The sequence below is a fragment of the Myxococcus qinghaiensis genome (assembly GCF_024198215.1).
GTDB lineage: Bacteria > Myxococcota > Myxococcia > Myxococcales > Myxococcaceae > Myxococcus > Myxococcus qinghaiensis.
Genome location: NZ_JAKCFA010000019.1, coordinates 181936 through 205673 on the forward strand (window position 1 = coordinate 181936; position 23738 = coordinate 205673).

The 23738-nt window shown below is 69.4% G+C and carries 21 protein-coding genes; 9 read left to right on the forward strand and 12 right to left on the reverse strand.

Annotation, left to right across the window (positions count from 1 at the left end; translation table 11 throughout):
- Positions 1 to 68 precede the first annotated feature (68 nt).
- The 3 genes from LZ199_RS31635 (at position 69) to LZ199_RS31645 (ending at position 4051) form a co-directional block, all read left to right on the forward strand.
- The gene (locus LZ199_RS31635) at positions 69 to 1217 is read left to right on the forward strand and encodes a zinc-dependent alcohol dehydrogenase (protein ID WP_253997481.1); all 1149 of its coding nucleotides are present in this window, start codon (positions 69 to 71) and stop codon (positions 1215 to 1217) included.
- A gap of 119 nt (positions 1218 to 1336) precedes the next feature.
- Positions 1337 to 1627, forward strand: a complete 291-nt coding sequence (locus LZ199_RS31640; protein WP_253997482.1) for a hypothetical protein — start codon at positions 1337 to 1339, stop codon at positions 1625 to 1627.
- Positions 1628 to 1786: 159 nt separating this feature from the next.
- Positions 1787 to 4051 carry a hypothetical protein gene (locus LZ199_RS31645; RefSeq protein WP_253997483.1) on the forward strand — a complete coding sequence of 755 codons (2265 nt, stop codon included), beginning with the start codon at positions 1787 to 1789 and terminating at the stop codon, positions 4049 to 4051.
- A gap of 97 nt (positions 4052 to 4148) precedes the next feature.
- On the opposite strand, the gene LZ199_RS31650 is transcribed toward LZ199_RS31645, so the two are convergent.
- Positions 4149 to 5426, reverse strand: a complete 1278-nt coding sequence (locus LZ199_RS31650; protein WP_253997484.1) for an MFS transporter — start codon at positions 5424 to 5426, stop codon at positions 4149 to 4151.
- Positions 5427 to 5619: 193 nt separating this feature from the next.
- Between LZ199_RS31650 and LZ199_RS31655 the strand changes: the two genes are divergently transcribed.
- Complete coding sequence (locus tag LZ199_RS31655; protein ID WP_253997485.1) at positions 5620 to 6024, forward strand: hypothetical protein; 405 nt, start codon at positions 5620 to 5622, stop codon at positions 6022 to 6024.
- A 62-nt stretch (positions 6025 to 6086) separates the two neighbouring features.
- Here LZ199_RS31655 and LZ199_RS31660 read toward each other — a convergent pair whose 3' ends face one another.
- The 5 genes from LZ199_RS31660 to LZ199_RS31680 form a co-directional block, all read right to left on the reverse strand.
- Positions 6087 to 7352: a pyridoxal phosphate-dependent aminotransferase gene (locus LZ199_RS31660; RefSeq protein WP_253997486.1), complete on the reverse strand. Its 1266-nt coding sequence runs from the start codon at positions 7350 to 7352 to the stop codon at positions 6087 to 6089.
- Between the two features lie 46 nt (positions 7353 to 7398).
- Positions 7399 to 8205: a hypothetical protein gene (locus tag LZ199_RS31665; protein WP_253997487.1), complete on the reverse strand. Its 807-nt coding sequence runs from the start codon at positions 8203 to 8205 to the stop codon at positions 7399 to 7401.
- A gap of 175 nt (positions 8206 to 8380) precedes the next feature.
- Complete coding sequence (dps, locus tag LZ199_RS31670) at positions 8381 to 8857, reverse strand: DNA starvation/stationary phase protection protein Dps (protein WP_253997488.1); 477 nt, start codon at positions 8855 to 8857, stop codon at positions 8381 to 8383.
- 130 nt (positions 8858 to 8987) lie between these two features.
- Positions 8988 to 9512, reverse strand: a complete 525-nt coding sequence (locus LZ199_RS31675) for a carboxymuconolactone decarboxylase family protein (RefSeq protein ID WP_253997489.1) — start codon at positions 9510 to 9512, stop codon at positions 8988 to 8990.
- Between the two features lie 6 nt (positions 9513 to 9518).
- Entirely contained in the window at positions 9519 to 10073 is a 555-nt protein-coding gene (locus LZ199_RS31680; RefSeq protein WP_141641619.1) for a peroxiredoxin, read from the reverse strand.
- A gap of 214 nt (positions 10074 to 10287) precedes the next feature.
- Here LZ199_RS31680 and LZ199_RS31685 point away from each other — a divergent pair, with 214 nt between their 5' ends.
- Positions 10288 to 11892, forward strand: coding sequence for a sigma 54-interacting transcriptional regulator (locus LZ199_RS31685; protein ID WP_253997532.1), 1605 nt, complete (start codon positions 10288 to 10290; stop codon positions 11890 to 11892).
- Between the two features lie 39 nt (positions 11893 to 11931).
- On the opposite strand, the gene LZ199_RS31690 is transcribed toward LZ199_RS31685, so the two are convergent.
- The gene (locus LZ199_RS31690) at positions 11932 to 13290 is read right to left on the reverse strand and encodes a hypothetical protein (protein WP_253997490.1); all 1359 of its coding nucleotides are present in this window, start codon (positions 13288 to 13290) and stop codon (positions 11932 to 11934) included.
- A 118-nt stretch (positions 13291 to 13408) separates the two neighbouring features.
- Between LZ199_RS31690 and LZ199_RS31695 the strand changes: the two genes are divergently transcribed.
- The 3 genes from LZ199_RS31695 (at position 13409) to LZ199_RS31705 (ending at position 16793) form a co-directional block, all read left to right on the forward strand.
- Positions 13409 to 14878 (forward strand): ABC transporter permease subunit, encoded by a 1470-nt coding sequence (locus LZ199_RS31695; protein ID WP_253997491.1) that lies wholly within the window; start codon positions 13409 to 13411, stop codon positions 14876 to 14878.
- A gap of 8 nt (positions 14879 to 14886) precedes the next feature.
- Positions 14887 to 15621 carry an amino acid ABC transporter ATP-binding protein gene (locus LZ199_RS31700; protein WP_253997492.1) on the forward strand — a complete coding sequence of 245 codons (735 nt, stop codon included), beginning with the start codon at positions 14887 to 14889 and terminating at the stop codon, positions 15619 to 15621.
- Between the two features lie 92 nt (positions 15622 to 15713).
- On the forward strand, positions 15714 to 16793 hold the full coding sequence (locus LZ199_RS31705) for a hypothetical protein (protein ID WP_253997493.1): 1080 nt from the start codon (positions 15714 to 15716) through the stop codon (positions 16791 to 16793).
- Between the two features lie 5 nt (positions 16794 to 16798).
- Here LZ199_RS31705 and LZ199_RS31710 read toward each other — a convergent pair whose 3' ends face one another.
- Genes LZ199_RS31710 through LZ199_RS31725 form a run of 4 tightly spaced genes read right to left on the reverse strand, consistent with a single transcriptional unit; the run spans position 16799 to position 21572 of the window.
- A complete protein-coding gene (locus LZ199_RS31710; RefSeq protein ID WP_253997494.1) occupies positions 16799 to 19705 on the reverse strand; it encodes a CHAT domain-containing tetratricopeptide repeat protein in 2907 nt (968 codons plus the stop codon).
- A gap of 1 nt (position 19706) precedes the next feature.
- Entirely contained in the window at positions 19707 to 20240 is a 534-nt protein-coding gene (locus tag LZ199_RS31715) for a hypothetical protein (protein WP_253997495.1), read from the reverse strand.
- Between the two features lie 49 nt (positions 20241 to 20289).
- Positions 20290 to 21024, reverse strand: a complete 735-nt coding sequence (locus tag LZ199_RS31720) for a hypothetical protein (RefSeq protein WP_253997496.1) — start codon at positions 21022 to 21024, stop codon at positions 20290 to 20292.
- A complete protein-coding gene (locus tag LZ199_RS31725) occupies positions 21021 to 21572 on the reverse strand; it encodes an RNA polymerase sigma factor (RefSeq protein WP_253997497.1) in 552 nt (183 codons plus the stop codon). The genes LZ199_RS31720 and LZ199_RS31725 overlap by 4 nt, the downstream gene beginning before the upstream one ends.
- A gap of 444 nt (positions 21573 to 22016) precedes the next feature.
- Between LZ199_RS31725 and LZ199_RS31730 the strand changes: the two genes are divergently transcribed.
- Positions 22017 to 23246, forward strand: a complete 1230-nt coding sequence (locus LZ199_RS31730; RefSeq protein WP_253997498.1) for a sensor histidine kinase — start codon at positions 22017 to 22019, stop codon at positions 23244 to 23246.
- Between the two features lie 3 nt (positions 23247 to 23249).
- On the opposite strand, the gene LZ199_RS31735 is transcribed toward LZ199_RS31730, so the two are convergent.
- Positions 23250 to 23726: a GNAT family N-acetyltransferase gene (locus LZ199_RS31735; protein WP_253997499.1), complete on the reverse strand. Its 477-nt coding sequence runs from the start codon at positions 23724 to 23726 to the stop codon at positions 23250 to 23252.
- Positions 23727 to 23738: the final 12 nt, after the last annotated feature.

The following is a 23738-nucleotide window of genomic DNA, read 5'->3' on the forward strand; positions in this document are numbered from 1 at the left end:
CTTCTGGTGCGTCTTGCCGCGAGGCGGCGGAGTCCTCACCCGTATGTGAACGGGAAAGAGGACCACACATGCGCGCCTTGACGTACCAGGGACCTTTCAAGGTCCGAGTGGAGAACAAGCCAGACCCTCGGTTGGAGCACCCGCAGGATGTCATCCTCAAGGTGACCCGGACGGCCATCTGCGGCTCGGACCTTCACCTGTTGCACGGCCTGGTACCGGATACCCGCGTGGGCCACACCTTCGGCCACGAGTTCACCGGCGTGGTGGAGGAGCTGGGCAGCGAGGTGACGCAGCTGCGCAAGGGTGACCGCGTGGTGGTTCCCTTCAACATCTCCTGTGGCACGTGCTTCTACTGTCAGCGAGGTCTGACGGCGTCCTGTGAGAACAGCAACCCGTCGAGTGACGTGGCGTGTGGTGTGTATGGCTATTCGCACACGACGGGCGGCTACGACGGTGGCCAGGCGGAGTACGTGCGCGTGCCCTTCGCGGACGTGGGGCCGCTGAAGATTCCCGACGGCATGGAAGACGAGGAGGCGCTCTTCCTCGGGGACATCCTGCCCACGGGCTACATGGGCGCGGAGATGGGCGAAATCAAGGGCGGCGAGACGGTGGTGGTGTTCGGCGCCGGCCCGGTGGGGTTGTTCGCCATGCGGTCCGCGTGGCTGATGGGCGCGGGCCGGGTGATTGCCGTGGACTGCGTGCAGTACCGGCTCGACTTCGCGGAGCGGTACGCGAAGGTGGAGACGGTGAACTTCCGGGAGGTGGACGACATCGTCCTCTACCTGAAGGACCTGTTCGACGGCCGCGGGCCGGACGTGTGCATCGATGCGGTGGGCATGGAGGCGGAGGGCTCGGTGGGCCAGCGCGTGCTGGGCCTGGGGCTGAAGCTGGAGGCCGGCGCTCCCACGGTGCTCACCTGGTGCATCGACACCGTGCGCAAGGGCGGCAATGTCTCCATCGTCGGGGTGTATGGCCCGCCGTGGAACCTGATGCCGATTGGCACGGCGATGAACAAGGGCCTCACGCTGCGGATGAACCAGTGCAACGTGCGTCGCTACATGACGCACCTGCTCCAGCACATCCGCGAGGGGCGCATCGACGCGAAGGGCATCATCACCCACCGGTTCTCTTTGGAGGATGCACCCAAGGCGTACCACCTGTTCGCCCAGAAGCAGGACGGCTGCGTCAAGTGCGTCCTCACCCCTGGCCACGCGTGACAACAAGGAGCCGAACCATGCCGGATAGACCGATTCCTGGCGCAGCGGCGGACCTGGAGCCCTCCAGCCGTCCTGGCGTGCCAATGGAGAGAGCGCCTCAACCGATGGCGGGGGCGCGAATGCCCATCCGTCCGCAGCACTCGGATGTGCGCGTGTTCAAGCACAAGGGCCGTGCCGGCTTCCCGCCGGTGTTCGGCACCGCGCAGCCGCCGAGGGGGCTGAGCGGGTTGCTGCGCAAGGTGGCGTATGGGTACCCGGACCACTGGGCGCGCCACTGGATGATCCTGCTCCTGGCGGACCGGGTGGACGTCTGGGAGCACCGGTTGGCGAGGGCGGCGCCGTGGGCGGTGCCCACCGCTGGGGTGCTCGCGCTCACGGGTGTGGCGTGGCGGAAGTGGGCGCGCGCGTGAGGTGAGGGGCTCGGCGCCCTGGAGGAGGAGGGCGCCGGGGTGGGGGAGACCCGCTGGCGAAGGGTTTTCGCCAGCCTTCCGGGGCGCCGGGGGAGTTCCTGGCGCCCGGAAGTTCGAGTCGAGGCGACTCCGGCCGCGTTCTCTGTGAGGATCTCCACCATGCCGCCCGCGAAGCCGCCTCCCCGACGCTCGTCCTCGAAACCCGTTCCTCCGGCGCCCCGTGCGTCGTCCGCGGGGGGAAAGCCCTCGGCCGGGCAGGGTGCGGAGTCCGCGAAGAAGCCCGCACGCAAGCCGGAGCCCGCAGCGGCTCCGAAGGCACAGGCGAAGCAGGCCACGAATGCGCAAGGGGCGAAGGCGCAGGCAAAGCAGGCTGCGAATGCGCAGGGCGTGAAGGCGCAGGCGAAGCAGGCCGCGAACGCGCAGGGGGCGAAGGCGCAGGTGAAGCAGGTCGAGGATTCCCAAGCGGCGAAGGCGCAGGCGAAACAGGTCGAGGACTCCCAGGCGGCGAAGGCGCAAGCGAAGCAGGGCGAGGACTCCCAAACGAGACAGGCTGAGGCTGCGCAAGGTGCGAGGGCGCAGGCGAAACAGGCCGAGGAGTCCCAAGCAGCGAAGGCGCAAGTGAAGCAGGCTGAGACTGAGCAGGCCGTGAAGGCGCAGGCGAAGCAATCCGCGACGGAGCAGGCCGCGAAGGACCAGGTGAAGCCAGCGGGTAAAGGACCGAAGTCCCCCGAGCGCCCCGCCGAGGCAACGCCACCAGAGAAGTCCCGTGATGGCGCGCAGGAAGCGAAGCCTCAAGCAAGGATGGTGGAGGAGGCTGCTCCCTCGGAGACGCCAGCCGCGAGCCCATCCCCCGCTGCACGCGCGAAGGTTCGTCCCGCGCGGTCGCTCTCGCTGGTTCCGCCTCTGCGCTCCGATGCGAACAAGGAGGAGCCCTCCGAAGAAGCGACCATCGCGGAGCCGCCGTCCATCGAACTCGAAGCTCCGGCTCCCCGCGCGGAAGTCCGAACGCACACACGACCGCCGCTGGACGTGGGCGACCTCGACTCGGAGGTGCTGCCCATCTCCGCCCTCGTGCCCATCGAGGGCTCCTTCACGGGTGCCCCGCTGCTCGTCCACGCGAGCCCGGAGACGATCCGAACCTGGGGGGTCCTCGGCTCCACCATGGGACGGCTCGTGCCCGGAAAGAGTGAAGGGGGCTACACCTTCTCCGGCCAGGCACGGCTGTTCCTTCGTGCCGTCCAGCGCGTGGACGCGTCCTCTCCTGACTCCGCGAGCACGGGCCGTTGCTCCGTCGTGCTCCGGAACACGACGGGCCGTCCCATCCAACTCCAGGTCCGAGGCGGCCTCTTCTCCAAGTACCTCACGCCCCAGTTCCCACTGAACTCACAAGGCGAACCCTTCAACCCGCTGAACCAGAAGCCCCTCGACGAGGACCTCACGAACCTGATCGACGCGGAGTCCGGACAGGGCAAGACACCGGACCCCGAAGGGCTGTTCTTCCGAGGACCCCAAGCTGTCCTCGCCTCGGGCCTCCTCGACGCCATCCTCGATGACCGCTCCGAGTCCGAGCGCGAAGTCCTGCCGCTCGTCCGAGAGGACCTCGACTTGCTCCTCGACGACGTGCGCCTGGGAACCCGAGGCGCTTTCGAGGGCAGCCTCACCGTGCAGCCTGGCGCAACGGTGGTCGTCCTCGCTGCACGTCACCCGAAGGGAGTCACGCTCAGCGCCCTCCTGGACTTCAAGGCCCTGGACGCGAAGGGGCAGGTGGACGCGGGCGCGAGGTTCCGTCTGGCCACCGTGTCCAGCCCGTATCCGCTCACGCCCGACGAACTCGCCGCCATCACTCGAAGCGAGCACCCCCTGGCCACCGCGGGAGCCGAGGACACGGGCCCGACGGCCTTCCCTCCACTCCAAGGTGTGCTCGAAGCGGGCAGCGTCTTCGTCGCTGAGCGCACGCTGAGCCTGTCACCCGGAACGCTCGCGGGTGACCTCGTCATGTCCATGCCGCGCAGGAACGCGGGCACCGGACCCGACGCGCCGACGTTGACGCCCACCTCGGGCACCTCGGCCTCGCGCGCCACGTCCTCCCAGGGCGAGCGGACCCACGACGGAGCCCGAGGCGTCACCTATCAGCTGACCTACACCCTGGAGAACGAAGGCCCCGAGCCGCGCGAAGTGGAGCTGCTGCTCACCTCGCCGCGACGCCACCCCTCCGAGCGCTTCTTCCCCCAGGCAGGCGTCCTGAACCTGGCGATGAAGGTCGACGGCGAGCGCATGGACGTCCGCCTCAGCCAGCGAGGAGAGGGCAGGGTGCTCGCGGTCCTCGAGCTTCCGCCCGAGGGCCGCCGTCAGGTGCGACTCGAGTGGACCCACCTGGGGGGAACCTTCCCTCCCGCGGGCCTGGAGCTGCGCGCACGGCGCTGAGAGACGCTGCTGTCCGCAGGGGAAAAGGGCGGAACCGCGGGCCAGCACTGTCTACACGTGTCCGCTCCCTGTCTTGATTGCCATTGAGCACACCGGCTCATGGAAATGCTGTGGCCGTTGAATCCTGTCGCAACTGTTGGTGACGGATGGGAATCAGCAGCGCGAGGAAGGCCACCGACAGCGCGGCACCCAGAAGGAAGACAGGCGCGTAGCCAAGTCCAAGCCCGTGAATGGGGTCCGCGAGCCACCCCGCGAGCGGCGCGGCGGGCGCCTTGCCCCAGACCTCCAGGCTGGCCAGCAGCGTGTAGTGCGTGGCGCCGATGCGCCGGTCCACGCGCGCCATCATGAACGCGAACATCACCGTCGTGAGGGCGCCGCCCACCAGCTCCTCCGCGAGCGTGACGCCGATGACGCCCCCGTCGCTGACGCCGTGGGTCGCCAGCCACCAGCGGCCCATGAGAGGCAGCACGCGCAGCGACGCCGTGAGCGTCAAGGCACCGACGATGGGCAGCCGCGTGGCGAGCAGCCCTCCGCCGACGGAGCCGAGGATGGACGCCACGTTGCCCCACGTCCCCACCCACTGGCCTATCTGCCAGGCGGGAATGCCCGAGTCGACGAGGAAGGGCTTGTAGAGCACGTCCGCCATCGTCTCGCCGAACTTGTACGTGCCAATGAAGAGCAGCACCCACCCGGTCCCCGGCTTCATCATCACCGAGGCGATGCGCTCCCGCAGTTGCCGCCAGCTCAGCCGCGCCTCCGGGGCCGGCGCACTGTCGCGCCCGCTCGAGTCCTCCCGGGGAGGAGGCTCGCGGGTGAGCAGCGTCACCACGAGCGCACCGGCGCACAGCGCGGCCATGCCCAGGAACAGCCCTGACCAGCCAATGGACTTGCTGGCCCACACCAGGAGCCCACCGCCGGTGAGCATCCCCAGCTTGTAGCCCACCACCTGCACGGAGTTGCCCAGGCCCAGCTCCTCCGGCTTCAGCATGTCCACCGCGAGCCCATCCACCGCGATGTCCTGCGTGGCGGCGAAGAGGTTCATCACCAGGATGAGCCCGAGGAGCACCTTCAGCGAGCCCCCGTCCGACACGAGCAGTCCCGCCGTCACGCAGGTGAGCGTCAGGCCCGCCTGCATGGGCAGAATCCATGACCTGCGACGTCCGAGCCGCGTGGAGTAATACCGGTCCACCAGCGGCGACCAGAGCGCCTTGAGTCCCCAGGGCAGCGCAAGCACCCCCGCGAAGCCCAGCGCGGTGAGCGACACCCCCTGCTCCCGCAGATACACGGGCAGCGCGGTGGCCTGGAAGCCGAAGGGCAGGCCCTGCACGAAGTAGAGGACGCCGAGCAGCGCGAGCCGGGAGGCGGGGATTCTCATGGGCGCCGACGAGCATAGAACCTCCAGGCCCGTTTCAGGTGAGCCCGGGAGTCGCCCAGCCCCTGGCTGGTGAGTCATTTCAATCGGCGGTGTCTCGTTTCTTGAGACTTGAAGTGTTTGACAACTCGTTCTCCCAGTAGAATCGTGTCGCCCTTCCAATTTCAATCACTGGAATCACAACCGAGGAATTTGAATGGGTTTGCCGGAGCGGAAGGCCATCGCGAACTACAAACAAAACGTGTTCCCCGTCTGGCAGAAGAAGCTCGACGACCTCCTGGGGTATCACCTGGAGATTGAAGTGGAGTGGGACACGTTGGGCGAGGAGGGAATGGCCCACGCCTTCGAGGAGGGCTTCAACCTCATCTATTTCCAGCCGGTGGAGCTGGCCATCAAGGCCATCGCCGTGGATGACTTCTCCAAGCAGGCCCTGAAGGACGGCTTCAAGAAGTTCTTCGTCAGCGGCATCGAGCCGGCGGACCGGGTGTTCTACACCTTCGCCGACAAGACGCTGTCGTACCGGCACAACTTCAGTGGTGGCGAGAACGACCTTCCGGACCGCAGGGACCGCATCGTAGGGCTCTTCGAGAAGAACCTCTGACGAAGTCGGACTGATTCACGACGTCGGAGGCGCGAGTGGAGCGCCTCCGACGTGGCCGGACGTCAGGCGCGGCTGTGCTTCAACACCATGGCCTCCAGCCGCGTCAGCGCCTTGTCCAGCACCTCCATGGACGGTCCGAAGGACAGGCGCACGTAGCCGCGGAAGCGGGACGGCCGCGCGCGACGCTTGCCCGGATTCACATCGAAGAACTCACCCGGCACGGTGATGATCTTCTGCTCCAGCGCGGCGCGGAAGAAGCCCATGCCGTCGTTGAGCGGCGCCGGCAGGCCCGACACGTTGCCCCAGACATAGAACGTCCCGTCCGGCGCGCGGTCCGTGCGGATGCCCAGCCGCTCCAGGCGCGAGTGGAACTTGTCGCGCTTCTCGCGGAAGGCCGTGTGGATGGCCAGCGTCTCCGCGATGACGGGCTCCTCCTGGAGGAGCGGAATGGCGGCGCGCTGCAACGGCCGGCTGCCGCCACCGTCCAGGAAGCTGCCCGCGCTGGAGACGGCCTCAATCACCTGCTTGGGCCCCACCGTCCACGTCATGCGCCAGCCCGGATAGCGCCAGTTCTTGGTGAAGCCGTCGAACAGGACGACAGGGTCCTTGTTCACGTCCTCCACGTAGCGCGCGGCGCTCTCCACCGGCAGGTGCCCGGGGCGGCCCGTCCAGATGTAGTGCGAATAGAACTCGTCGATGAGCAGCACGCACTCCTGCTCGCGGGCCACACCCACCCACCGCGCCAGCTCGTCTCCCTGCACCAGCTTGCCGGTGGGGTTGCACGGGTTGGAGAAGAGCAGCGCGGACAGGCCGCGGCCCTGCACCTCGCGGCGCAGGTCCTCGTGGGTGAAGGCGTAGCCGCGCTCGCCCTCCAGGAGGATGGGGATGGCGGTGAACGCCTTGAAGACGTCCAGCAGCTCCTCGTAGGCCGTGTAGTCCGGCAGGAAGTGGCCCAGGTTGATGGAGCCCAGGCTCGCCGCCGCGCGGGTGAGGGCCGCGCGCCCGCCGCCGGACAGGCACACGTTCTCCGCGCTGTACTGGCTGGGCAGCCCCCGGCGGTAGAGGCGGTTGTAGAGACTGGCGATGGCCTCTCGCACGTCCCACAGCCCCGCCACCGGGGCGTACTCCATGTCCGCCACGTCGATGTTCACCGTGTTCAGGCGCGGCGGAGCGCCCGGCAGGTCTCCCGTCTCCGGCTGCCCCTGGCCCAGGTTGCACCAGTCAGGGTCGCTGGAACGGTAGCCTCGGCGCGTGGCCTCGGCGGTGACGAAGATGACGCCCGTGCGAGGCACGGTGCGGAATGCGGGAATCGTGACGTCGTCGCTCACGGCCGGGAACCCTAGCGGAAAGCGACGACGCGCGCGCAAGCCCTCGCTACCGGAGGATGGGCACCGTCACCGACGAGTGGTCATCCACCGTCACCTCCACCTTGCCCAGACGCCACAGGCCGGGCTGGAAGTCCGCCTTCACGTAGCGCCCGTCCGCCGTCTCCAGGATGGCCGTGCCCTCCTTGGGGAGGTACTCGCCCACCTCGTAGTGGAGTTCCTGGAGCGTGATTTTGTCCACGCCCTCCGGGCCCGTGAGTTCCCCTTCACCGTCGAGCACCAGCGAGGAGCCGCCCAACAGCGGCATGCCCGCGCGCTTGCCCACCCGCGCGTCCACGCGCACCGTGTGGCCCGGGCGTCCCGGGACGTCGCCGGCCGCCTTCGCCCAGACACTCGTCTGGTCTCCGCAGGTGCCGTAGCCGACCTCGGCGGGCAACACCGCGCCGTCCACGCGCAGCTGGCGCAGGTCCACGGACACCTCCATCCGGTCCTCACCACCGCTGTACTTGAAGAAGGCGCGGCCCTCGAGGCGCAGGCCATGGACCTCGCAGTTCGGCCCGTTGAAGGAGAGCACCACGCCGTCCGTCACCGCGTCGAACTGCTCCAGCGTGGCGGTGGCGCACGCCAGGCGCGTGCTCACGTCCGGCACCGCGACATTCAGGAACGCGCGGCGCGGCTCGCCGCACGTGTACACGGGCATGAAGCCGAGCACCTCCAGCGCGCCCCGCGTCAGGTGCCCCGCCGCGACGACGCGCTCCACACGGGCCTTGGCGGCTTCAATCACTTCTTCCGGAGGCGCACCGCCACCACACGCGGTGAGCAGGAGGGCGACAGAGAGGCCAATGAGGGTTCGCACGGGGACGTCTCCAAGGGTGCCCGGACCGCGTCGTCGCGGCGGGGTGCACCCTGGTAGAGCAACCCTCGTGCCCTTCGCAACCTCGCGAAAACAGGCCCCCCGGCTCCGTCAGGCTCGCTGAGCGCGTATAGCGCCGTGCACACTCACGGCGCCCTCGCCCCGGGTGTCACGGGCCTCAGGTCTCCAGCGACGCGCGCAGGAACCAGACGTGCTTCTCGAACTCCACGATGATGCCCGTGGCCAGGTCCTCGGAGTCCGCGTCATCCACCTCGACGAAGAGCTTGCGGCTGTCTCGCAGGCCGTCCAGATAGACTTCGATGCGCTCGGCGAGCAGCTTCACGTGCTCCAAATCTCGCGTCGTCTCCTGCGGATACTCGGGCAGGCGGCTGGCCTTGCCCACGTGACGGCTGGTGCCGAACGCCTTGCCTCCCAACGTCACCGCGCGCTCGGCGATGGAGTCGTTGTGGTTGGCGAGGCTGACGGCGAAGGTCTCGAACAGCGGGTGCAGCGCCGCGAACTGCGGGCCCTTGATGTTCCAGTGCGCCACCTTGATTTGCGAGTGCAAATCCAGCCCATCCGCCAGGCGGGCGTTGAGCGATTCGACGATGGAGGCGCGGGTCTTCTCGGGGAGGGGGCTGGGGCTGCGGTACATACGTGACGTCCTTTCGTTCTTGTCTGTGCGGATGCCCATTGGATGCGCTGGGCCCGCAAATGGAGCGCCCCCCGGTGTTTCCACCGGAGGGCGCGGGTGAAGCACAGCGAATGACTCGCGGGTGCGAGGCTTAAGACTCCAGGCCCACCGCCGCGGCGTGGATGACCGCCGCGACTCGCACCGCGTCGTGCACCTGGTCCTCGGAGAGGCCGCCCTCGAGGACGACCTTCTCGTGGGACTGCATGCACATCTCGCAGCCGTTGATGGCGCTGACCGCGAGGCAGACCAGCTCGAAGTCCACCTTGTTGGTCAGCACCTGCGCGAGCCTGTTCATCCGCAGTCCGGCGCGCTTGGTCGAGTACGACTCTTTCCCGATCATGTGCCGGAAGCGGTAGTACACGTTGTTCATCGCCATCAGCGACGCCGCTGCACGCGCGTCCTCGATGATGGGCTCGGGGTTCGCGAGTGCCTTCCGCGCCTCGTTGAGCATCGCTTCCTTCAGCCGCTCATTCCGAACGGCGTAGGCCGATGCCACAGCCACGCCCCAGCGCTGCTCGGGGGTGAGGCTGCCACCTTCCAGGACTGCCTGGAGGTTGAGGCGGGTGTCCTTGTGGGCGTCCGCGAGTTCGGAGCGGACGACTTCGAGCGAGGCCATGACGCGCTACCCCGCCTTCGCCAGCTTCTGGGTCAGGGTCTCCTCACCCTTGCTCCAGTTGCAGGGGCACAGCTCGTCCGTCTGGAGCGCGTCCAGCGTGCGCACCGTCTCGGAGACGTTGCGGCCGACGGACAGGTCGTTGACCGTCACGTGGCGGATGATGCCCTCGGGGTCCGCGATGAACGTCGCGCGCAGCGCCACGCCCTCCTCCTTGTGGAGGATGCCCAGCGCGTTGCACAGCTCGTGCTTCAGGTCCGCCAGCATCGGGAACGGCAGGCCCTTGAGGTCCGGGTGGTGCGTGCGCCACGCGTGGTGCACGAACTCGCTGTCCGTGCTCAGGCCCAGCACCTGCGCGTCACGGTCATTGAAGTCCTTGTTCTTCTTGCCGAACTCCGCGATCTCCGTGGGGCAGATGAACGTGAAGTCCTTGGGCCAGGCAAACAGCACCAGCCACTTGCCCTTGTAGGTCTCGTTCGTGATCTCCTGGAACTCCTTGCCCTTCTCCAGGCTCACGGTGGCCTTGACCTTGAAGCTCGGAATCTTGTCGCCAACGGTCAGCATGTACTGCTCCTTGGGTTGTGGGGTCCGGGGGGGACCCTCGGGAAGGTGTCTTCTGCTAACAGCTACAGCAGACCTCGTGCCAGTCAATCCACTTCAATGATTCCAGGGGCTTGACTTCTAGCCCCCACTGGCCGGTGTTGCTGGGGCGGTGAATAACGAAATATCGGTGATGACCGCCACTGCAATTTCGGTGGAGCGCTATTATTCATGCCGCATGTCGGATGAACTGTCAGCCCTTGCCGAGGGCGCGAAGGATGCTCGGGACCTGGTCGAGCTGGCAACCACTGAAGATTCGGTGGATGAGCTGCTTCGTCGAGGACTGGACTGGTTGACGCGCGTGGTGCGCTTCGACCTGGCGACGCTGTTCCTGTTGAGGGACGGCAAGCTGGTGTCGGTGGCGGCGCGCGGTCCGCTGGCGAACGCGAAGGTGCGCCACCACGCGCTGACGTTGTCGGACTTCCCCTCGCTGCGCGTGGCGCTGGAGACGCGGCGGGCGCGGGCCTTCACGGAGGAGGACCACTCGCACGGTGACGGAGACCCGTTCGACGGCGTGCTGGATTTGCCGCCGGGCCACGCGTGCATGGTGGTGCCGCTGTGCGCGGGCGAGCGCACCTATGGCGTGCTCACGCTGGACCGCGCCGAGTGCGAGACGTATCCGCAGCCGGTGGTGGACCTGGTGGAGGTCTACGGCCAGATGCTGGCGACGGCGCTGCAGGCGGCCGAGCAGCGAGCGACCTTCGAGCGGCTGCACCGTCAGGACCACGAGCACGCGAAGCTCCTGGAGGCGCAGCTCGGCGGAGAGTCCGAGGGCATCCTGGAGGCGTCGCTGAGCCCCGTGATGCGAGACCTGGCGCGGCGGGCGCGGCAGGTGGCGGAGACGGACACGCCGGTGCTGATTACGGGCGAGACGGGCACGGGCAAGGAGCGGCTGGCGCGGGCCATCCACAAGTGGAGCTCGCGCGCGGACCAGCCCTTCGTCACGCTCAACTGCGCGGCGATTCCGGCGGGCCTCTTGGAGAGCGAGCTGTTCGGCCACGTGAAGGGCGCGTTCACCGGCGCGACGAAGGACCGCGCGGGCCGCTTCCAGATGGCGAGCGGAGGCACGCTGCTCCTGGACGAGGTGGGCGAGCTGCCCGTCGAGCTGCAGGCGAAGCTGTTGCGCGCGCTCCAGGAGAAGGCCTTCGAGCCGGTGGGCAGCGACAAGACGGTGCGCTCGGACGTGCGCATCCTCGCGGCCACGCATGTGGATCTGCACCGCGCCATCGCGGAGAAGCGCTTCCGCGAGGATTTGTACTACCGGCTGAGTGTCTTCCCGCTGCGGCTGCCGCCGTTGCGTGAGCGGCGCGAGGACCTGGCGCAGCTGTGCACGTTCCTCCTGGAGGAGCAGGCGCGGCGCACCGGGCGGCGGGGCATGCGCGTGTCACCGGCGGGGCTGGCGAAGCTGGAGTCGTATGACTGGCCGGGCAACCTGCGCGAGCTGGGCAACGCGCTGGAGCGCGCCACCATCCTGACGAAGGGCACGGAGCTGGGGCCGTCCTCGTTCGACGTGGTGGCACACGGCGGAAGCACTTCGGCGGTGGCGCAGGTGGAGGCGGCGGTGCCGAGCGTGGTGGACGCGACGATGAAGCCCGGCTCGGTGCTGACGCTGGCGGCGGTGCAGCGGGAGCACATCCTGCGGGTGCTGTCGCTCACGCGGGGCCGCGTCTACGGCCCGGGCGGTGCGGCGGCGCTCCTGGGCCTCAAGCCCTCCACGCTCCAGAGCCGGATGAAGAAGCTGGGCATCGCCCGGCTGGAGCAGTTCGTGGTGGACGAGGTGTGACGTCGGGGCGCCCGTGCTGACAGGGCGCCCCGAGGGACTTCAGCCCGCGCGCTGCTGGGTGGCGGGCAGCGGGTAGGTGGTGCCCGTCTTGCCGAAGGGCGCGTCGAACAGGTGCGGGTCCTGCTGGCGCGTGCGGAACAGGTCGATGATGTAGTTCATCCGCTGGTCCAGCTTGCTCCAGTCCTTGGCCGCGGTGCCCTTGAGGCTGTCGGAGCTGGAGTCCAGCTTGCCCAGCAGGGTGCGCAGCTCCGGGTTCTCGATGGAGCGCAGGTGCGGCGGGAAGAGCGTGGTCTCCATGCCCGGAGGCGGGGGCAAATCGTTGCCCAGCTTCAGCGCGCCGCCCGGCACCGCGAGCTTCATCATGTGCTCGGTGGCGACCCGGCGGAACACGGAGGCCGTCGCGTCGACCAGGGGGTTGAGCGCCGCGTCGACGAGGCCCGTCTTCAGGGCGGCCTTGCCCGCGAGGTTGGCGGGGAAGGGCATCGCGTTGATGCCGGACTCGATGCTCTGCTTGAGGATGTCCCGGAAGGTGTCCTTCACCGGGGCGTTGAGCGCCTTCTCCACGTGCTTCTGGAGCTGCGTCTGCTCGTGCAGGCCAATCTGGTCATTGGCCAGCAGCATCAGCTCCGCCTTCTTGTTCGGGTCCTTCTCGAACATGGCCTTGGTGTAGTTGCCGAAGGCCTCCTTCAAGAGCGGCTTGTCCTTGCCGAAGCCATCCAGGTACTTCGCCGTCTTGGCGGCGTCGTAGGACGTGTCGCCCTGGAAGGTCTCGATGAAGCGGGCGAACTCCTGGCCCACCTCGTTGAAGACGAACTGGTTGCCGTCCGCAATCGACTTGCTGACGTTGTTGAGCGCCTCGCTGCCGGCCGCGGCGATGTCCGCCAGGGGCAGCGCGGGCAGGCCCAGCTTGCGCATCATGTCGTCCACGTGCTTCAGCGGACCGGCCATGTCACCGGCGCCCTTGAGCGCATCGGTGAAGAACTTGGGCATGTCCTCGTTGCGGATGCTCACCCCCGCCTGCTTGGACGCCCATGTCGCGAAGGTGGACCAGTTGGCGTTGTCCTTGCCGAGCATCTGACCCAGGCCGTTGGACAGGTCCGAGTAGCCCTGCGTAATCGCGTAGTTGCGCGCCACCGGGTCCTGGATGGAGGCGATGGCCTTCACATCCGCGACGCTGGGGTAGGTGCCCGGGGCGACGTTCGTCCCCTGCGGGGCGACGGGCGTGTTCAGCGCCACCGCCGGCTTGCGAGCGCCGCCCGTGTCGAACAGGGACACGTCGCGAGCGTCGCCGCGCACCACGGGCGCCTGGGGCTTCACCTCGTTGCGGACGGGAGCCGGGGTGGCGGGAGTCTCGAGCGGACGGGGCTGGACGCGGGGGCCGGAGATGGGGGTCTTCATGGTGTGAAAGAGTATCGGCCCGGGGAGGGCGGAAGTTGCGTGGCTGTCACGGGTTGTCCGCTCCTGGTGGAAACCCTTGCTGCCTCAAGGATAGTTGGGCATGGGGGGTGTTCGTTCCATGTCGCGCCGCCGCCTTTCGTGTCGCCAGCCCCACACTCCCGGGCTCGGCTTGCTGTGCCTCGCGTGGGGGTTGGCGGTGCTGCTCGGCTGTGGCCGGGGTGAGGCGCCGGGCTCCGGAGGGGACTGGAAGGGGCGGACGCTGCGCATCGGGACGGACGCCACCTACCCGCCGTTCGAGTCGGTGAAGGACGGCGAGCTGGTCGGCTTCGACATCGAGCTGGGGGCGCTCGTCGCCGAAGAGCTGGGCGCGAAAGTCTCGTGGACGAACACGTCCTTCGACGGGGTGTTCCCCGCATTGATGGCGGGGAAATTCGACCTGGTGATTTCGGCCGTGACGCTGACGCCCGAGCGCCAGCAGCGCCTGGGCTTCTCCGCGCCGTACTACACGGCGGGGCAGCTCGTGGTGGCGCGGGAGGCGGACACCGCCGTCACGGGCTTGGAGAGCCTGCGCGGGAAGACGGCGGGCATCCAAATCAACACCAGCGCGTCGCTGGTGCTGGAGAAGTTCCCGGACATCGAGGTGCGGCAGTACCCGAGCATCGACCTGGCGCTCCAGGATTTGCGCAATGGCAACCTGGCGGGCGTGGTGGGCGACGGGCCGACGCTGCGCTACTTCCTGACCCATGGCTTCCAGGGGCTGCGCGCCGCGGGCGGGTTGCTGACGGAGGAGCACTACGGCATCGCGATGCGCCCGGATGAGCCCGCGCTGCGCGAGGCCGTCAACGCCGCGCTCCAGCGCCTGCGCGACAGCGGGAAGTTCGCCGCGCTGGAGGAGCGCTACTTCGGGGAGGCGGCCCAGAAGGCCCAGGCGACACCGCAGGCCGTGCCCTGGGGCAAGGTGACGTGGCGGCTGGCCCAGGGGCTGGGGCTGACGCTGGGGCTCACCGTGCTGGCGCTGGTGTCCGGGATGCCGCTGGGGCTGGCGGTGGCACTGGGGCGGCGCGTGCGCTTCCGGCCGCTGTCGTGGCTGTGCGCGGCCTACGTCGAGGGGCTTCGTGGAACGCCGTTGCTGGTGCAAATCATCTTCATCTACTACGCGCTGCCGCAGCTGTTGGGCGTGGACCTGGCGCCGATGCTGGCGGCGGTGCTGGCGCTGACGCTCAACAGCGCGGCGTACGTGGCGGAAATCTTCCGGGCGGGCATCGCCTCCGTGGACGCGGGGCAGGAGGAGGCCGCGCGGGCGCTGGGGATGGGGCGCGCGCAGGTCATGCGCTACGTCATCCTCCCGCAGGCGGTGCGCAACGTGCTGCCGCCGCTGACGAACGAGGGAATCGCGCTGCTGAAGGACTCCTCGCTGGTGTCCATCATCGGCATGGCGGAGCTGACGCGGGCGGGACAGGAGCTGGCGAGCCAGCTCGCCGCGCCGCTGGCCGTGTGGCCGCTCGTCGCGTTGTTCTACCTGTTGGCCACGCTGCCGCTGACGCGGCTGGCCTCGGCGCTGGAGAAGCGCCTCCACCGTCAGGGGTGAGGACCGACATGGCGCTCGTCGAGGTTCGCAATCTGCACAAGCGCTTCGGGGCGCTGGAGGTCCTCAAGGGCGTGGACCTCTCGGTGCAGCCCGGAGAAGTGGTGGTCTTCGTGGGCCCGTCCGGCTGTGGCAAGTCCACGCTCCTGCGGTGCCTGTGCGGCCTGGAGGTGCCGTCCGAGGGTGAAGTCGTCGTCGGGGGCATTCCCGTGCGCGCGGAGCCCAAGGCGCTCCAGGCGCTGCACCGCCGCGTGGGCATGGTGTTCCAGCGCTTCCACCTGTTCCCCCACCTGAGCGCGCTGGCCAACGTGACGCTGGCGCCTCGCAAGGTGCTGGGGCTGTCGGAAGCGGAGGCGGAGGCCCTGGGGCGGCGCATGCTGGCCATGGTGCATCTGGAGACGCGCGCGGATGCGTACCCCAGCCAGCTCTCCGGGGGACAGCAGCAGCGGGTGGCCATTGCCCGGGCCCTGGCGATGAAGCCGGAGCTGATGCTCTTCGACGAGCCGACCAGCGCGTTGGACCCGGAGCTGGTGGGCGAGGTGCTGGAGGTCATGCGCGAGCTGGCGCGCGAGGGCATGACGATGTGCGTGGTGACGCACGAGATGGGCTTCGCCGCGGACGTGGCGCACCGCGTGGTGTTCATGGACGCGGGGAAGGTGGTGGAGGAGGGCTCGCCTCAACAAGTCCTGCGCGAGCCCCAGCACCCGCGCACCCGTGAGTTCCTCGCGCGGCTGCTTCAGCGGTGAGGGGATTTTCGCGCGGGGGACGTTGGGTGGGGACATCGGCGCGATTGGCTGGTTCGCCATGACGGCGACCAGGCGCCCGTGGTGGAGCCTCGATGTCCCCTCACTTCGTGTCGCGTCGTCCCGTGTCCTGGGGCGCGCGTCTGTCTCCCTTGTGCCTGCTGTGGTCCCTGTCCGTCGGCTGTGACGTCCCCGCATCGGGCGTCGAGGAGCCCCTGCCCGCGCTGGACAGCGTGGGTGCGTCCTCCGTCACGAACCCGCCCGAGCCGGAGTACCCGGATGACAACCTGCCGCCGCTGGCGCTCAGCGTCGTGCAGAGCCCCGCGGGCGACGCCGTCACCGCGCCGGTGCTGACCACGCTCCGGGCCCCCGATGACGTCACCGTCGAGTTCATCCGGGTGGACGACGAGTCCATTGCCGTCGCCGTGGGCGGGCCCGAGACGTCGGCCACGTCCATCGACCGGGTGATGACGCAGATGTCCGCCGCCACGAGCCCCGCGGCCCTCTACCTCGCTCTGTCTCCCACGGGCACCGTGGTGCCGCGCACGCTCCAGGCCCACAGCGACGCGGTCGTCGCCGCTGGCAACTGGAAGCAGGGCAGCACCTCGCCGTCCGTCTCCGAGCCGGCCATCGGCGCGGGTGCACCTCGCTCCCTGGGCACGTGCGGCGGCCTGAAGGCCAATGGCCAGGGCAACATGCACGAGAACCACGGCCGCTGCGAGGACTGGCACCGGGACATCGACGAGGTCACCGAGTGGATTTCGACGGACATGATTGGGTATGGCGCCTACGTGCGCGCCATCAACGGCGGCGTCTTCTGGGACATCCAGAAGCGCAACTGCCTGAAGAGCTGGTGCGACTGGAGCGTCCTCTACAAGAAGACCGTTCCCCAGGGGCACGTCTACTATTTCCCCTATGTGAACGTGAACAACGACTTCAAGGCCCACAGCCGCGCCACCACGCTCAACAACAACGGGACCCACCAGCACTACGTGTCCACGTGCAGCGACTGGAAGACACGCACCAACTGGCTGTCGAACCTGGCGGGAGGCTGCTTCATCAACTTCCAGTCGAAGAACCTGTATTGCAACGCGCAGTCGTATGAAGGGCTGGACCCGAACTACATCTGGACGCCCTTCGACGCGGGCGGCAACGGGACGCCGTTCGGCTGCTGAGCCCTCTACGAACGAGCCCCGCCGCGAGCTCGACGGCGGGCCCCGAGCACGACACCGATGAAGACGAGGAGCGCCGTCGTCGCCAGGGCGAGCGCTCCCGTCGTCATCCCACCGCGCTCCAGGGGCGTGGTGGCCACGAGCGAGGCATCCCCCAACACCACCAGTCCCGCCCAGGCCGCTGGAGGCAGGCCGTCCTCCATGGCCTCCAGCTGGGCCGCGCGCAGCGCCGCCGACGTGCTCACCCCCGTGGCCAGATGCCGATAGAACCGCTCCACCAGCGCCGCTGCTTCGTCGTCGCGCAGCGGCCACAGGCTGGCCACCACCGTGTGGGCGCCGGCCTCGAAGAAGGCCCGCGCGAGGCTGAGGACGCCCTCTCCCGGCAGCACGGTGCCGGACGCGCTCCGGCAGGCGGAGAGCACCACCAGCGCGCCCTTCAGGTGAAGCTCCGCGATTTCCCTCGGCTGGAGGATGCCGTCCTCCTCCTCGGAGCCCGGGGCGAGCACGAGCGCCGAGCGCTCGGGGGCCTCGGCATCGACGACGGCGTGGGCCGCCAGGTGGAGCACCCTCACGCTCGACAGGTCCGTGCTCTTGAGCGCGTGCTCGGAGGCGTCGGTGCCCACGTGCAGCCGCGCCGGAGTGTGGGTGCCCCGCAGCACGTCCTCCACTTCGTGTCCCTCCCGCCGGGCCTCGGGGAGCGCTCCGAGCTGCGCGGCCTCGGTGAAGACGCCGGCCCGCTCTCGCGCCACCGCTCGGGCCAGGGGCCGGCGGACGGCGCGGTCGGGGTCCGCCAACACCAGGGCCTCGCCTCCCGGTGCACGCGCGGGAGCCTGTCTCCAATGGCGCCACAGGCTGGCGGAAGGCACCAGCGCCAGCTCGTAGCGGGCCACCAGCGGCGGACCGTCCGGCCGCTCGCGCAGCGCGGCGAATGGGAGGTCATGGAGCGGTCCATCCGGCACCAGCAGCAGCCGGCGAACCGTCGGAGGCAACCCCGCGAGGGCCGGGCCCAGCAGCTGTGCATGGAGGGCCGCCGCGGCGCCGAGCTCGGAGTCGTCGCGGCGCTCGACGAGCCCGGAGAACAGCGTGGCCGCCGCCACCAGGCGCGTGCGCTCGGGGAGGCGATGGACCTGCGTCCCACCCCGCGTCACCGCGAGCACCCATGCGCCTCCCGCCGACGTGCCGGAGACGTCCACGTCGTCGCCGACGAGGAAGGCCAGCAGCGCCTCGTCCTCGCCCAGCCCCTGCTCGACGGCCTCCAGCGAGACGAACTCCGGCGTGCCGTGGCGGGGCGCGGGCCGCAAGTCCCGCTCGTGCCGCTCCAGCTCCTGGAGCTCCTTCAAGGCCGTCTCGCGTCCGCCTCCCTCAAGAGATGCGTCGAGCAGCCGTCGCTGCACCGCCACCAACCGGCGCTGCACCTCGCCACGCTCCGCGCGACGCTCGGGGGTGTCCTCGGAGGATGCCAGCGCTCGCGAGGCGACCAGCGCATCGAGCAGCGTCCGCGCTCGCAGTCGCTCGCTCACCGCGAAGGCCCGGGTCAGCGCCTCCCTCGCGGGGAGCGTGGCGGGCCGGCCCGTCGCGCCGCTGGCTTCCAGCGTCCAGCCCGCGAGCCGGTGGTAGTCACCGACCCAGGTCGCGAGCAGCTCCGCCTGACTGGAGGCGTCGCTCTGGGTTTCGCGCAGGGCCTCCGCCGCGTCCAGGGCGCGCTCGGCGTGGCGCAGCGCCTCGGGCAGGGGCTGCGTCCGATACGCCACGGTGCCGCGTCCGCGAAGGGCCCAGGCGAGATACAGCGGGTCCTTTCCCTCGACTGCCAGGCGCAGCGCCGCGTCCGCGTCCTGGATGGCTCCGGCCGGGTCCACGGCCACGCGCCGCACGGCCCGTGTCCAGAGGCAGGCGAGTCGCCGCTCGTTCGAATCCAGCAGCTCCGCGAGGGACATGCAGCGCTGAAGCAATTCGTCGGCCTCGCGCCGCTCCTCGGGCGTGTCCCCCAGCATCGCCACGGTGATGCGCAGCGCGCGTGTCACCTGCGTCTGGTTCCCCGTGTTCTCCGCGGCGGCCAGGGCCTGCCGCGCGAGGACCAGCGCTTGCGCCCGTCCTTCCGGCGTGGGGTCGCGCTCGAGCCGCCGCGTCGCGAGGCTCGCGAGCATGAAGCGCGCGTGCCCCTCCAGGAAGAGGTCGCGAGTGCTTCGCGCCAGCTCCGCCAGGCGGAGGTTGACGTCCGCGGCCTCCTCCAGCCGGCCGAGCCGCTCGCTCACCGTGCTCATGACGCCCAGGTACTGCTTCTTCAGCCCTTCGCCACCGTCGGAGAAGACGAGCGCTTCGGCGCGCTTGAGCACACGGAAGGCCCGGCCCAGGTCCTGCTCCACCTCGTAGAGCTGGCTGGCCTCGACGATGAGCGCGCGCGCATGCAGCTCCGGTCGGCCGGAGGCGCTGGCCACCTCCACCACGCGGCGGGTCCATTCGGCGGCCTCTGCGGTGCGCCCTTGTGCCAGGAGGATGACGCGCAGGTTCATGCCCGCCAGCACCTCGCCCTCCGCGTCCTGGAGCCGACGGAACGTCATCGCGGCGCGCTGGTACGGCGCCTCCGCGGCCTTGCGGTCCGTCAGGTGCTCCACGTGGCCGAGCACCAGGGCCAGCCAGCCGTGGTCCGGATGTCGCTCCACCAGGGCCGTCAGCTCCCGCTGGACGGTGTCGCGAGCAGGGGGCGCCTGCGCGCACTGGTAGAAACACATCGCGCTCTCCCGCGCCTCGGGATGCGCCAGGAAGCGCTCCCGGCACTCCACGAGCGTGGGGGCCTGGGGACGGCCCGCCTCGCTCGCGAGCGCGGAGCTTGGACACACTTCTCCCAGGACCAACGTCACCGTGAGGACGGCGAGGCCCAGGTCGTGAAGACAGGAGAAGTGCTTCCGGGTCTTCACTTCAGCGGGTGGGCTGCGGCGGAGGGACGACGGGTTCGCACTTGAGCGTAATCGGCCCGGGCGGCGGGGGCGGGGGCCGGGGATTGTCGTTCGGCTTCATCATCTCGAAGTAGCAGATGACGGGCTCCGACCACGGGTTCGGGGCGAGAGGCGACCAGCGCTCCACGGTCACCACCGCCGCGGACAGGGTGGTCCCCGTCGTGGCGGCGATGACGCGCGCGAACAGCGGGTTCGCGGACGTGGCCCGGTGGCTCACTCGCAGGGGAGAGTCTCCGTCCACCACGCCCGACGTCTGCGCGACGATGGTGCCGGCGCTGTCGAGGAGCTGGAGCGTGACGACCTGGCTGCCTCCCGTCCGTATACCTGTATCCACCACCGAGGCGACCACCTGGTCTCCGGCCTCACCATGGCTTGGCGGTGTCTTCGCCACGTGCGTCAACACGGCAGTCGTCTGTCCGAGCGCGGACCCAGACACCCCTCCCACCAGCGTGACGAGCGCCAGCAGTCCACCTCGCATCCACGATTGAGTCTTCATTCCTGGCCTCGTCCTCATGATTGCCCCCTCGTGTTTCGCACCACTGACTTCACTCCAGCCGGTTGACGAACGTGGCGCCGCGAAGCACCTGTCCGTCCGGCAACCGCGCTTCCACCTGCCACAGCAGCTTCGTTCCAGGCTTCACCGGCGCGAGCACCTGGGCGGGCACGCGGTACTCGCGCTGCTCCAGCGAGTCCGCGCGGTGGACCAGGCTCAGGTCCTCCGTGGACACCCGCACCGACCATCGCGTCCCCTCGGGCCCGCCACTCCAGCGCAGCACGCAGTCGTCGCGCTTGAGCGGCGCGGCCTCCGGCACGAGCGAGGCGAGCGTCCCCGTGTCGCCTCCCCGCATCTGGTGCTGCTCCGTCTCCTCCCGCACCGAGACGCCGACCACCACCAGGACCAGCGCCGCCGTGGCCACCGCTCCCCAGACGGGCCGGCTCCACGCGAAGCGGAAGCGGCGTCGCTCCCGCGCGTCACCCGAGTCCCTCCGGGCCCTCGCGCCCCCGGCCGCGAGTGTCACGCCAGGCTCGGCCTGGGCGGCGGCGGAGGAGAGCTCCTTCGCCAGTCGCCACGCGGCGGCCCAGGCGGCGTCATCCGCCACGCGAGCGACGACGGCCCGGCGCTCCTCCACGGACAGCTCACCGCTCACCGCGCGCCACACCAGGTCGGAGTCCACCGGCTCGCCGCCGGCCACCGGCTCCTCGTCGCGCACCGCCGCGCGCAGGCGCTCGACGCTGGCCTCGTCGGGCTTCGTCTCATCGTCGCGTCGCTGCTCGCTCACGGCTCGAATCCCTTGGTCGAGAGGCAGAGGCGCAGCGCGCTCAGCCCGCGGTAGATGAGGTTCTCGGCCCGCTTGCCATCCCAGCCCATCAGCTCGCCGGCTTCCGGCACGGTGTGGCCCTGGAGGTACAGCGTCACCGCGAGCCTGCGGTCCTGCGCGAGCTGGCGCAGACAGTCGCGCACCGCCCGGGCAATCTGCGAGGCGCTCGCGGACTTCTCCGGGTCGCCCGACGCCATCGGCTGCTGGGGCTGCGACTCCACTTCCTCCATGGCGACTTCCCGACGGCGCTCCACGTTGCGCAGCTCGTCCACCAGCGCCGTGTACGCCACGCGGTACAGATAGGCGGGTGACAGGCGGGAGCGGTCCGGCTCGCGGCGCTGCAGCTCCATGACGCGCATCATCGCCGTCTGCACCAGGTCATCACGGCGATCCGCCAGACGCGGAGGACACACGCGCTCGACGGCCCGCGTCAGGTCCTTGCGGAGCTTCTCCAGCTCGTGATTCAGCAGAGGACCCACGGCCTGGGCCGGCCTTGGTTGCGACTCCACGTGGAAGGTCCTCCAGGAAGCACTCATGGTCATCGAAAGGTCCCATCCACGGCAAGTGTGAGCGCTGGTCCACCGACAGCCCTCCGCGCGTCCTTGTCCCCTGAACGGACCTCCCGCTTTTTTCCCCTCACCCGCAGGTGACGATGGAGTGCTGGGAGTTTCACCCACACCATCGCCTCGCCCGCAGCAGGGGAGGGCCGGTGCTGTTTTCCACTCAGGTGGAAATCGGGGGGTGGTGGGCGGATGTCGAGGCGTGGGCAAAGGCCGTCGCATCGGGCCGTCGCGGGAGTCGGGGCGTGGCCACCCGTGGCTCGGGTTCCTATATCTAGAGTGAGTCGACAGGAGGCAGGCCGCCTGGACGCTCTCCAGACGGGCACGACGAGCGGATGAACGTCCTGCTTTCCAGGTGTGTTGGCTGAGTCCTTCTCCCAAGGAGGTCGTCCCTTGCGAAGGTTTCAGGAGCACCTTCCCCTTGAGGCGCTGTCATTCGACGACACCGTGGTCTTGTTGGATGTGGTGCAGGAGCTGGCGCACCTTCGGACGCTGGAGGACGTGATGGCGGTGGTGCGCCGCGCCGCCCGCCAGCTCAGTGGCGCGGATGGCGTCACGTTCGTGCTGCGCGAAGGCGACATGGTGCACTACGCGGATGAGGAGGCCATTGCCCCGCTGTGGAAGGGGTGTCGGTTTCCCATCCATTCGTGCATCTCCGGGTGGGCCATCTTGAACCGGGAGCCCGCGGTCATCGAGGACATCTACGCGGATGAGCGAATCCCGCATGACGTCTACCGCACCACGTTCGTGAAGAGCCTGGTCATGGTGCCGGTGCGTCGCGCGGACCCGGTGGGCGCCATTGGTGCGTACTGGGCGGAGCGTCGGGTGCCGGGGATACGGGAGGTCTCCCTGCTCCAGGCGCTCGCGGACTCCGCGGCCGTCGCGGTGGAGAACGGGCGGCTGTACGAGGCGGAGCGCTCGGCACGGCGGGCCGCCGAGGCGGAGACACGCCTGCGCGGCGAGCTGCTGGCGATGGTGTCCCACGACTTGCGCAATCCGCTGGGCGTCATCGCCATGACGTCGTCGCTCCTGGCGCCCCTGCTGGCGCCGCTCAACGGGCGCGCGCGGCACCACCTGGACACCCTCAATCGCTCGGCGCTGCGGATGGAGCGGCTCATCCATGACCTGCTCGACTTCGCGGCCATCGAGGCCGGTGGCTTCCGGGTGAGCCGCGTGCCGCTGGCGCTCTCTCGGCTCATGGAGCAGGCGTCGGAGCTGGGGCCGCTGGCGCAGGAGCGCGGCATTGGCCTGGAGCTGCGGCTGCCCGAGCGGGATGTCGACGTGCCGTGTGATCCAGACCGCATCCACCAGGTCTTCTCCAACCTGGTGGGCAACGCCGTCCGCTTCACGCCCGCCGGTGGACTCATCACCGTCATGGCGGAGGTCCACGATGACCGTGTCGAGCTGAGCGTGGCGGACACGGGCGCGGGAATCGCGCCGGAAGTCCTGCCCGTCCTGTTCGACCGCGTCCAGCGGCCGACGACGCAGATACCGGGGAGCGGCGTGGGGCTGGGGCTCTCCATCACCCGGGGCATCGTCGAGGCGCACGGCGGCGCGGTGCGCGTGCAAAGCCAGGTCGGGCTGGGGACGACGTTCACCTTCACGCTCCCGATGGAAGGGTGAGCGTCAGGGGTGGATGCGCTCGTAGCGGCCGTCGGCGACGCGGAGGAAGCCGAGTGACTCCGCGAGCCGGATGGCCCCGAGGTTGCCGGGCTGGGTGAGCGCGAACAGCCGGGTGACGCCGAGCGACTGGACGGCGTATTCGAGCAGGGCGCGTGAGGCCTCGCGCGCGTAGCCGTGGCCCCAGCAGGCCGGGTCCAGCTCGCAGCCGTACTCGGCGACGGTGTCGTCGGGTGCCGCCTTGCGCACGCCGCAGGTGCCGATGACGCGGCCCTCCACGGTGATGGCGAGCTGGTACTTCGCGCGGGGGACTTCTTCCGCCCAGCGGCACAGCAGGGCGACGAAGGCGATGACGTCCTCCTCCGTCGGTGGCGGCTGGCCGTAGTACTTCAGGTACGCGGGCTTGGACTGATAGGCGAAGACGCTCGGGGTGTCCTCGCGCTGGAAGTCCCGGAGGACGAGCCGTGGGGTGCGAAGCTCCATGCGGTTGTTCCT